This is a genomic window from Xanthomonas sp. F14 (assembly GCF_014199865.1).
In genome coordinates this window covers 678,809-689,643 of the sequence record NZ_JACHOM010000002.1, presented here as the reverse complement: position 1 = coordinate 689,643, position 10,835 = coordinate 678,809, and the positions used below count along the sequence as shown (strand labels likewise).

Annotated in this window: 6 protein-coding genes; all 6 read left to right on the top strand. The window is 67.2% G+C overall.

The window, feature by feature from the left end; all coding sequences use genetic code 11:
* Positions 1–430: 430 nt before the first annotated feature.
* The 6 genes from mfd to GGR73_RS11390 all read left to right on the top strand — a co-directional run bounded on the left by mfd (position 431) and on the right by GGR73_RS11390 (position 10,834).
* Positions 431–3,901 carry a transcription-repair coupling factor gene (mfd, locus tag GGR73_RS11415; protein WP_184456941.1) on the top strand — a complete coding sequence of 1,157 codons (3,471 nt, stop codon included), beginning with the start codon at positions 431–433 and terminating at the stop codon, positions 3,899–3,901.
* A gap of 505 nt (positions 3,902–4,406) precedes the next feature.
* Positions 4,407–4,736 (top strand): STAS domain-containing protein, encoded by a 330-nt coding sequence (locus tag GGR73_RS11410; protein WP_016905011.1) that lies wholly within the window; start codon positions 4,407–4,409, stop codon positions 4,734–4,736.
* A gap of 16 nt (positions 4,737–4,752) precedes the next feature.
* Complete coding sequence (locus GGR73_RS11405) at positions 4,753–6,759, top strand: chemotaxis protein CheA (protein ID WP_184456939.1); 2,007 nt, start codon at positions 4,753–4,755, stop codon at positions 6,757–6,759.
* A gap of 68 nt (positions 6,760–6,827) precedes the next feature.
* On the top strand, positions 6,828–8,984 hold the full coding sequence (locus GGR73_RS11400) for a methyl-accepting chemotaxis protein (protein WP_184456937.1): 2,157 nt from the start codon (positions 6,828–6,830) through the stop codon (positions 8,982–8,984).
* A 10-nt stretch (positions 8,985–8,994) separates the two neighbouring features.
* On the top strand, positions 8,995–9,522 hold the full coding sequence (locus tag GGR73_RS11395; RefSeq protein WP_184456935.1) for a chemotaxis protein CheW: 528 nt from the start codon (positions 8,995–8,997) through the stop codon (positions 9,520–9,522).
* A gap of 28 nt (positions 9,523–9,550) precedes the next feature.
* The gene (locus GGR73_RS11390; RefSeq protein WP_024939355.1) at positions 9,551–10,834 is read left to right on the top strand and encodes an EAL domain-containing response regulator; all 1,284 of its coding nucleotides are present in this window, start codon (positions 9,551–9,553) and stop codon (positions 10,832–10,834) included.
* Position 10,835 lies beyond the last annotated feature (1 nt).

Below are 10,835 nucleotides of genomic sequence, written 5' to 3'. Positions count from 1 at the left end.
GCAGCGGACCAGCTTTTCAAACAACCGACCAACTGTCTGGGGCGGTGTCCTCGCCGATTGCGGGACCGTGTGGCGGCATGGATGCCGCCACCGAGCCTCCACGGATGGATTCACGGCGTGTCCCGCGAGCGGTGAGGACGCCGCGCCACCGACTCACCCGGCTTTGATTGTTGATCTGTCGCTTGGCTGCAGGGCCCCTGCCCGCCCACCATCGCAGGACACGCCGCAAGTACGTCCCTGTTAGGCTCTCGCGCGGCATCCATGCCGCTCAAGGTCCCGCGACGGTGAGCGGGCAAGGACCTGTCGGGATGGTCGGTATGTAGATGGCGAGAGCGCCGCACATCCGACCAAGGCGGCGCAGGTGGCCCGACGCCGGCTTTCACGCCGGATGGACCGGCCGCGGTGGGTGCTCTGATAAAATTGCCGGCTGATGCCGTCGCCAACCACCTTCCCCTCTCCGCCGCTGCCCAAGTCCGGCCAGCTCCGCGCCTATTGGCGCGCTCCGTCTTCGCCGACTGCGCTGGCCTGGACGATCGCACGCGCCGCCGAGGCGCATGCCGGCCCGCTGCTGGTGATCGCCCGCGACAACCAGAGTGCGCATCAGATCGAGGCGGATCTGCATGCCTTGCTCGGCGAGCATGCGACGCTGCCGGTGGTGCCGTTTCCCGATTGGGAAACCCTGCCCTACGACCAGTTCAGCCCGCACCCGGAGATCATCAGCCAACGCCTGGCCGCACTGCATCGGCTGCCCGCACTGAGCCGTGGCGTGGTGATCGTGCCGGTGCAGACGCTGATGCAGCAATTGGCACCGCTGAGCTACATCGTCGGCGGTAGTTTCGATCTCAAGGTCGGCCAGCGGCTGGATCTGGATGCAGAAAAACGCCGTCTGGAAAGCGCCGGCTACCGCAACGTGCCGCAGGTGATGGACCCGGGCGATTTTGCAGTGCGCGGCGGCCTGCTCGACGTGTTCCCGATGGGCGAAGCCACGCCGTTGCGGATCGAGTTGCTGGACGAGGATATCGACTCGATCCGCGCCTTCGACCCGGAATCGCAGCGCTCGCTGGACAAGGTCGAGGCCGTCAAGCTGCTGCCCGGCCGCGAGGTGCCGATGGACGATGCTAGCGTCGAACGTGTGCTGGCCTGCCTGCGCGAGCGTTTCGACGTGGATACCCGGCGCAGCGCGCTGTACCAGGATCTGAAGTCGGGGCTGGCGCCGTCGGGGGTGGAGTATTACCTGCCGATGTTCTTCAGCAAGACCGCCACCTTGTTCGATTATCTGGACAAGCGCGTGCTGCCGCTGGTCGCCACCGGCGTTTCCAATGCGGCGGACACGTTCTGGGCGCAGGCGCAGGACCGCTACGAGCAACGCCGCCACGATGTGGAGCGCCCGCTGCTGACACCGGACGAGTTGTATCAGTCGCCGGACGCACTGCGCGAGCGGCTCAACAAGCTGGCGCGCATCGAAGTCTGGGCCAGCGACCATCCGCGCATCGACGAGGCCGCCGCGCTGGGCGACCAGCCGTTGCCGCCGCTGCCGGTGGCGGCAAAAGACGCCCCGGCCGGCCAGGCGCTGGCCTCGTTCCTGGACCATTACCCCGGCCGTGTGCTGGTGGCCGCCGATACCGCCGGCCGGCGCGAAGCCTTGATGGAAGTGCTGGCCGCCGCGCAGCTGAAGCCGGAGGTCGTCGCCGACCTGCCCGCCTTCCTGGCCGCGCCCAAGCTGCGCTTCGGTATCACCGTGGCGCCGCTGGAAGACGGCTTTGCGCTGGACGCCCCGCAGATTGCGGTGCTGACCGAGCGCCAGCTGTTTCCCGAGCGCGCCAACCAGCCGCGCCGCAGCCGCCGGGTCGGGCGTGAGCCGGAAGCGATCATCCGCGATCTGGGCGAGCTGTCCGAAGGCGCGCCGATCGTGCACGAGGACCACGGTGTGGGCCGCTACCGCGGCCTGATCGTGCTCGACGCCGGCGGCATGCCCGGCGAGTTCCTGGAAATCGAATATGCCAAGGGCGACCGGCTGTATGTGCCGGTGGCGCAGTTGCATCTGATCAGCCGCTATTCCGGCGCCTCGGCCGAGACCGCGCCGCTGCATTCGCTGGGCGGCGAGCAATGGACCAAGGCCAAGCGCAAGGCGGCCGAAAAGGTCCGCGACGTGGCGGCCGAACTGCTGGAAATCCAGGCCCGCCGACGTGCGCGTGCCGGCCTGGCGCTGCAGGTGGACCGGGCGATGTACGAGCCGTTCGCGGCCGGCTTTCCGTTCGAGGAAACCGGCGACCAGCTGGCGGCCATCGATGCGACGCTGCGCGATCTGGGCAGCAGCCAGCCGATGGACCGCGTGGTCTGCGGCGACGTCGGCTTCGGCAAGACCGAGGTGGCCGTGCGCGCCGCATTTGCCGCCGCCAGCGCCGGCAAGCAGGTCGCCGTGCTGGTGCCGACCACGCTGCTGGCCGAGCAGCATTACCGCAACTTCCGCGACCGCTTCGCCGATTACCCGATGAAGGTGGAAGTGCTGTCGCGCTTCAAGAGCACCAAGGAGATCAAGGCCGAGCTGGAGAAGGTCGCCAGCGGCGAGATCGACGTCATCATCGGCACGCACCGGCTGCTGCAGCCGGACGTCAAGTTCAAGGACCTGGGCCTGGTCGTGGTCGACGAAGAGCAGCGCTTCGGTGTGCGGCAGAAGGAAGCGCTCAAGGCGATGCGCGCCAACGTGCATCTGCTCACGCTCACCGCGACCCCCATCCCGCGCACGCTCAATATGGCCATGGCCGGGCTGCGCGACCTGTCGATCATCGCCACCCCGCCGCCGAACCGGCTGGCGGTGCAGACCTTCATCACCGCCTGGGACAACGCGCTGCTGCGCGAGGCCTTCCAGCGCGAGCTCAGTCGCGGCGGGCAGCTGTACTTCCTGCACAACGATGTGGAAAGCATCGTGCGCATGCAGCGCGAGCTGTCCGAACTGGTGCCGGAGGCGCGCATCGGTATCGCGCATGGGCAGATGCCCGAGCGCGAGCTGGAGCGGGTGATGCTGGATTTCCAGAAGCAGCGCTTCAATGTGCTGCTGTCGACCACGATCATCGAATCGGGCATCGACATCCCCAATGCCAACACCATCATCATCAACCGCGCCGACCGCTTCGGCCTGGCGCAGTTGCACCAGTTGCGCGGCCGCGTCGGCCGCTCGCATCACCGCGCCTATGCGTACCTGGTGGTGCCGGATCGTCGCTCGATGACCTCCGATGCGGAAAAGCGCCTGGAGGCGATCGCCTCCATGGACGAGCTCGGCGCCGGCTTCACCCTGGCCACCCACGATCTGGAGATCCGCGGTGCCGGCGAGCTGCTGGGCGAAGACCAGAGCGGGCAGATGGCCGAGGTCGGTTTCAGCCTGTACACCGAGCTGCTGGAACGCGCGGTGCGCAGCATCCGCCAGGGCAAGCTGCCGGACCTGGATGCCGGCGAGGAGGTCCGCGGCGCCGAGGTCGAGCTGCATGTGGCCGCGCTGATTCCCGAAGATTACCTGCCCGACGTGCACACGCGCCTGACGCTGTACAAGCGCATCTCCAGCGCACGCGATGCCGATGCGCTGCGCGAATTGCAGGTGGAGATGATCGACCGCTTCGGCCTGCTGCCGGACCCGGTCAAGCACCTGTTCGCGATTGCCGAGCTCAAGCTGCAGGCCAATGCGCTGGGTGTGCGCAAGCTGGACCTGGGCGAGAACGGTGGCCGGCTGGTCTTCGAGGCAAAACCGGCGATCGACCCGGTCGCGGTGATCCAGATGATCCAGAAGCAGCCCAAGATCTACACCATGGACGGCCCGGACAAACTGCGCATCAAGCTGCCGCTGCCGGAAGGCGCGGACCGTTTCAACGCCGCACGCGGCCTGCTGACGATGCTCGCACCCAGGTAGAAACGCGCGCCGGGCGGTTGCGCCTGCTTTACGCAGCGTGCTGGACCGTGCAGGACGCAAGGACGCGTCGAGCGCGTCGCAGGCGGGGGCCGCTGCGAATCCAAGCCGATGCGGCATTTTCACTAGCGCCCAACGCCGCAGACGATGCCGGCGCGGTCCCATGTTGCCTGTTTCATGCGTGTTCCCCGCTGCGGTCACGCACATGCACCCGACGCAGCGAGTGAAGAAGTCGGCTGAAAGGTAGCGCGGTGTCCTGCACGACTGTCCGGGACACCGGCTTCCTGAGTCTGCTTGCGACAAAGCTGAGCAGTTAATACGCGGGAAGTGATGGATTTCGCAAATCCGTCACCGCGGTGAATTTGGCCTAAATATTCCTGCCGCGCGCCGATACCTGCATGGACCGACGTGATCGCCGTGTGCAGAGCTGCCTATGCGACCCCGCGCCGGAGCGACCTTTTCCGCGTCAGGCACGCATCCGTGCGCCACCGCATCGCTTGAGGCATCCATGAACACGCCACTGTCCGATCTACCTGCGCCGCTGACGCTCGCCCTGGAAGGCGAGATGACCATCCGTCGCGCTGCCGAACTCAAGCCGCTGCTGCAGCCGGCCTTGCTGCATCCGGGCGGGTTGCACCTGGACCTGGGCGCGGTCAGCGAGATCGACACCACCGGCCTGCAGTTGCTGCTGGCGACCAAGCAGGCGATCCAGGCCGACGGCCGGCCGTTTTCGCTGACCGATTCCAGCCGCGCGGTGGTCGATGTGATCGAACTGCTCGGCCTGCTCGAAGCCTTGTACCCGCATGCGGTTGCGGGTATCGGCGAACGCATTCACTAAGGGACCGGCAACGCGTATGGATATGAACCAGCTGATGCAGACCTTCCTGGCCGAGAGCCGGGACCTGCTCGAAGACATGGAACGTCACCTGCTCGAAGCCGAGCGTGGCGAGTCCTCGCCGGATGCGGTCAACGCGATCTTCCGTGCGGCGCACACCATCAAGGGCTCGGGCGGCCTGTTCGATCTGCCGCAGCTGGTCGGCTTCACCCATGTCGTGGAAAGCGTGCTGGACCTGGTGCGCGACGACGCGCTGACGCTGAGCTCGGAACTGATCGCGCTGCTGCTGGTGTGCTGCGACCACATCCATGCCCTGGTGGAAACCGCCGCCGACCCCGCTCACGCCGATGCCGACGCACTGGCGGCAGAGGCCGACCCCCTGCTGGCACAACTGCAGACCTACCTGCAGGCCAGCGCATGCGGTGTCACCGCCTCCGCCATCCAGCACAGCACCCCGGAAAAACAGAGCGGTTACTGGCGCATCACGCTGAAACTGTTCGCCGACGCGCTGCGCTACGGCAACTCGCCGCTCAAGCTGATCCGCAACCTGCGCGGGCTGGGCTCGGTCGAGTCGATCAGCACCGATGTCAGCCAGCTGCCGAGCTTCGAAGCGCTCGATCCGGAAGCCAATTACCTGGGCTTCCAGATCCTGCTGCGCAGCGATGCCGACCGTGCCGCGATCGAGGACGTGTTCGAGTTCGTGCGCGAGGACTGCGACCTGGAGATCCTCTCGGTGCCGGCACCGATGGACGCCAGCGCCGTGCCTGCCAGCGAGACGGTCGTGGCTGCCGCGCCGGTGGTCGGCGCGCTGGCTGCCGTGCCGGCCGCAACGCCGGCACGCGCGCCGCAGGACACCGGCGCACGCAACCCCGACGCGCGCTCGATCCGCGTCGATGCCGACAAGCTCGATCGCATGATCGATCTGGTCGGCGAACTCATCATCGCGGTGGCCGGCACCAATGCCAACGCACAGCGCACCGGCGACGCGCAGTTGCTGGAATCGGCCTCGATCCTGGCCGGCCTGGTGGAAGAGGTGCGCGAAAGCGCTCTGCAACTGCGTATGGTCAAGATCGGCGGCACCTTCAGCCGCTTCCAGCGCGTGGTGCACGATGTGGCGCGCGAACTCGGCAAGGACATCGCGCTGGTGGTGGCCGGCGAGGACACCGAGCTGGACAAGTCGGTGGTGGAAAAGATCGGCGACCCGCTCACCCATCTGGTGCGCAATGCCATGGACCACGGCATCGAACCGGCGGACGTGCGCGTGGCGCGCGGCAAGCCCGCACGCGGCACCGTTGGCCTCAACGCGTATCACGACTCCGGCAGCATCGTCATCCAGATCACCGACGACGGCGGCGGCCTGAACCGCGACCGCATCCTGGCCAAGGCGCTGGAACGCGGCCTGATCGAGCCGGGCCGCCAGCTCAGCGACCGCGAGGTGTTCGCGATGATCTTCGAGCCGGGGTTCTCCACCGCCGAAAAGGTCACCAACCTGTCCGGGCGCGGCGTCGGCATGGACGTGGTCAAGCGCAACATCACCGCGTTGCGCGGCACCGTGGAGATCGACAGCAGCGCCGGCGTGGGCACCACCATCTCGGTGCGGTTGCCGCTGACGCTGGCCATCATCAACGGCTTCCAGGTCGGCGTCGGCAAGTCGGTGTTCGTGGTGCCGCTGGACGTGGTGGAGGAATGCGTGGAATTCACCCCTGACTACGCCAGCGACTACATCGACCTGCGTGGCAGCGTGCTGCCGTATGTGCGCCTGCGCGAACTGTTCGCGCTTGGCGGCAGGACGCCGGCGCGCGAAAGCATCGTGGTGATCCGCCAGGGCGCCCAGCGCTTCGGCCTGGTCGTGGACACCTTGCTGGGCGAATGGCAGACCGTGATCAAGCCGTTGTCCAAGGTCTTCGCGCAGGTCAAGGGCATCAGTGGCTCGAGCATCCTGGGCAGCGGCGATGTCGCGCTGATTCTCGATGTGCCCAGCCTGCTGCAGCAATTGCATCCAAACCAGGACGCCCTGGCGGCCTGAGTCACCACACCAGCACTCCCCACATCACCGCGTCATTCGTTGTTCCCTGAGCCCAGGAAGCTGCCGCCATGTCACACCGTCTCCCGATCGCCACGCAGTTGTGGTTCACCGCCGCCCTCGCCCTCGCCTTGCCCGTCGCGGTGGTGGTCGCCGGCTTTGCGCTGACGCTGTCGCACGGCGCCCTGCTCGCCGCCAGCGTCCTGGCCGCGCTCGTCAGCGGCGCGTTGCTGTTCCATGCGATCCGCAGCGCGACCGGCTCGCTGCAGCTTGCCACCACCACGCTGGATGCCTTCGCGCGCGGCAACTTCGCCGTCGCCTTGCCGCAGCTGCGCGATGAGCAGGCCTGCGAGGTGCTGCGTGCGCTGCGCAAGGTGCAAGGCAACATCGCCCACGTCAACGAGGAGATCAACCGCGTTTCGCAGGAACACGATGCCGGCGAGATCGATGCACGCATCGACGTGGCGCGTTTCGACGGCGACTTCCGCACCATGGGCGAAGGCATAAACCGCATGGTCGCCAGCCACATCGCAGTCAAGAAGCAGGCAATGGCGTGCGTGGCCGAGTTCGGCCGCGGCAACTTCTCCGCCGAGCTGGAACGCCTGCCGGGCAAGAAGGCCTTCATCAACGAGATCGTCGAACAGATCCGCGGCAACCTCACCGGCATGGTCGCCGAGGTCAACCGCATGGCGGCCGAGCACGACGCCGGCGATATCGACGTGGTCATCGACAGCCAGCGTTTCAGCGGCGATTTCCGCCGCATGGCCGAAGGCATCAATGCGATGGTGGCCAGCCACATCGCGGTCAAGAAGCAGGCCATCGCCTGCGTGGCCGAATTCGGCCGCGGCAACTTCACCGCGCAGCTGCCGTTGCTGCCGGGCAAGAAGCGCTTCATCAACGAAACCCTGGAACAGGTGCGCGGTAACCTCACCGGCCTGATCGCCGAGATCAACCACATGTCGGCCGAGCACGAGGCCGGCGACATCGACGTGGTGATCGACAGCAGTCGCTTCGACGGCGATTTCCGCAGCATGGCCACCGGCATCAACCAGATGGTGGGCGCGCATATCGCGGTCAAGAAACTGGCGATGGGCGTGGTGGCCGAATTCGGCCGCGGCAACTTCGAGGCACCGCTGGCGCAGTTGCCTGGCAAGAAGGCCTTCATCAACGACACCGTGGAGCGTGCGCGCGGCAACCTGCGCAGCATTTCCGAAGTGATCCAGGTGATGGGCGCAATGGCCGACGGCGATCTCACCCACACCGTGGAAGGCCGCTACGAAGGCGCGTTCGCCGACATGCAGCGCTACGTCAACACCACCATGAGCCGGCTGACCGAGATCGTCGATGAGGTCAACCGCAACGCCGAGAACCTGGCCAGCGCCTCCGAACAGGTCAGCGCCACCGCGCAGGCGCTGGCCCAGGCCGCCAGCGAACAGGCTGCCGGCGTGGAAGAGACCAGCGCCTCGCTGGAACAGATGACCGCCTCCATCGCGCAGAACACCGAGAACGCGCGCGTCACCGACAGCATGGCCGCCAAAGCCGCCAGCGAAGCGGCCGACGGCGGCGACACCGTGCGCGCCACCGTGGTGGCGATGAAGGACATCGCCAAGAAGATCGGCATCATCGACGACATCGCCTACCAGACCAATCTGCTGGCGCTCAATGCCGCCATCGAGGCCGCGCGTGCCGGCGAACACGGCAAGGGCTTTGCGGTGGTGGCGGCGGAAGTGCGCAAGCTGGCCGAGCGCAGCCAGATCGCCGCGCAGGAGATCGGCGAGGTGGCCGGCTCCAGCGTGGACCTGGCCGAAAGCGCCGGCCGCGTGCTCGGCGAGATGGTGCCATCGATCCGCCGCACCTCCGACCTGGTGCAGGAAATCGCCGCCGCCTCCGAAGAACAGACTGCGGGCGTCAGCCAGATCAACACCGCCGTCGGCCAGTTGAACCAGACCACGCAGTCGGCCGCGGCCAATGCCGAAGAGCTGGCCGCGACCTCGGAGGAAATGAGCGCGCAGGCCGAACAGCTGCAGCAGTTGATGGGCTTCTTCCGGCTCGGAAACGGCTCGCGTGCGGCGGCGTCGACCAGCAGCAAGCCTGGCCCGCGCCGGATCGCAACGCATGGCAGCAGCAGCGCGGTCAGCGCACCGCCGCGTCGCAGCAACGTGCGCCAGATCAGCGCGGTGGCGACCACCGCCGATGCGATCGACGAATCGCAGTTCGCCAGCTTCTGAGGAAACGACGATGCAACCGCACAGCGCAGCCATCACCACCACACGCACCGTTGCGCCGTCATCGACGGCTCCGCAGCAATACCTGACCTTTCTGCTGGGCACGGAGATGTTCGGCCTGGGCATCCTCGGCATCAAGGAAATCATCGAATACCGCGCGCCCACCGACGTGCCGATGATGCCGCCGGCCCTGCGCGGCGTGATCAACCTGCGCGGCGCGGTGGTGCCGGTGGTGGATCTGCAGCAACGCTTCGGCCGCAACGCCAGCGCGATCACCAAGCGCAGTTGCATCGTGATCGTGGAGATCGCCCATGCCGAGGTGCATCAGGTGCTCGGCCTGTTGGTGGACGCGGTGAGCGAAGTACTGGAGATCGCACCCGACGCGATCGCCGGCGCCCCCAGTTTTGGCGCCGGCATCGCACGCGAATGCATCCATGCGATGGCCAGGATCGGCGAGCGCTTCGTGATCCTGCTCGATGCCGACGCGGTGCTGGGCAACGACGCACTCGCCCAGCTGCCTGTCGCCGGGCTGGCAGCCTGACATGTCCAGCATGCACGCAAGGACTCCCATGCGCCCCACCCTTCTCTCCTGCAGCTGCGCGCTGGACGGCCCCGTGTTGGTCGTCGACGACAGCGTGGTCCAGCGCGAACACGCGATGGCGCTGTGCCGCCAGCTCGGCGCCGTCGCGGTCGATGGCGCAGTCGACGGCCACGCCGCGCTGGCCTGGCTGGGCAGTGCAATTGCGCCATCGCTGTTGCTGATCGATCTGGAAATGCCGGGCATGGACGGCGTGCAGCTGCTCGATGCGCTGGCACGCGGCAAGTACAGCGTGCCGGTGGTGGTGGTCTCGCAGCGCGGCGGCGCCTTGATCGATGCGGTGATGCAACTCAGCCGCAGCGCTGGCGTGCGCGTGCTCGGCGGCATCGAAAAGCCAATGCATCTGCAGGACCTGGCCAATGTGCTGGAGTGCGAACCGGGGCTGGCCACGAACGCGCCTGCATTTGCACAGCCGGCGATATCGCCGCTGATGTCCAGCGGTGGCGCGGCGGCATCGCGGCTGGACCGGGCCATGCGCCGCGGCGAAATCCGCGTGGCCTACCAACCCAAACTCGATCTCAGGGATGGTCGCCTGCGCGGTGTGGAAGCACTCGCGCGCTGGCGCCGCCCGCAAGGCGACATGATCGGGCCGGAGCGCTTCATTCCGCTGGCCGAACGCGAAGGCCTGATCCATGCCTTGACCCAGCAGGTGATCGACCTGGCGGTCGCCCAGCTGGTGGACTGGCGCGCAGAAGGCTTCGAGCTGAGCCTGGCCTTGAACCTGTCGCCCAACCTGCTCAGCGAGCAGGGCTTTCTCGAACAACTGTGCGGCAAGCTGAGCGACAACGGCCTGAGCCCTGCCGATCTGGTGCTGGAACTCACCGAAAGCGCCATCGTCGAGCCGGCCAATGCCCTGAGCATGCTGGCGCGCCTGCGCCTGCATGGCTTCGGCCTGTCGATCGACGACTACGGCACGGGGTTTTCCTCGCTGCAGCGCCTGGCCAGCATTCCCTTCACCGAACTCAAGCTGGATCGCAGCTTCGTGCATGCCGCCCATCGCAGCCGCAGCCAGCGCACCGTGCTCGAATCCACGCTGGAACTGGCGCACCGGCTCGACCTCACCGCCGTGGCCGAAGGGGTGGAGACCCCGGACGACTGGCGCCTGCTGCGCGAGCTGGGCTGCGACCTGGCGCAAGGCTACCTGATGGGCTCGCCGATGCCGGGGCCGATGCTGTCGGAATGGTGGCGCGAACACGCCGTGCGCATCGCCCGCCTGTGCGGCAACGCGCTGCCCAGCGATGCGGATGTCGCCTGAC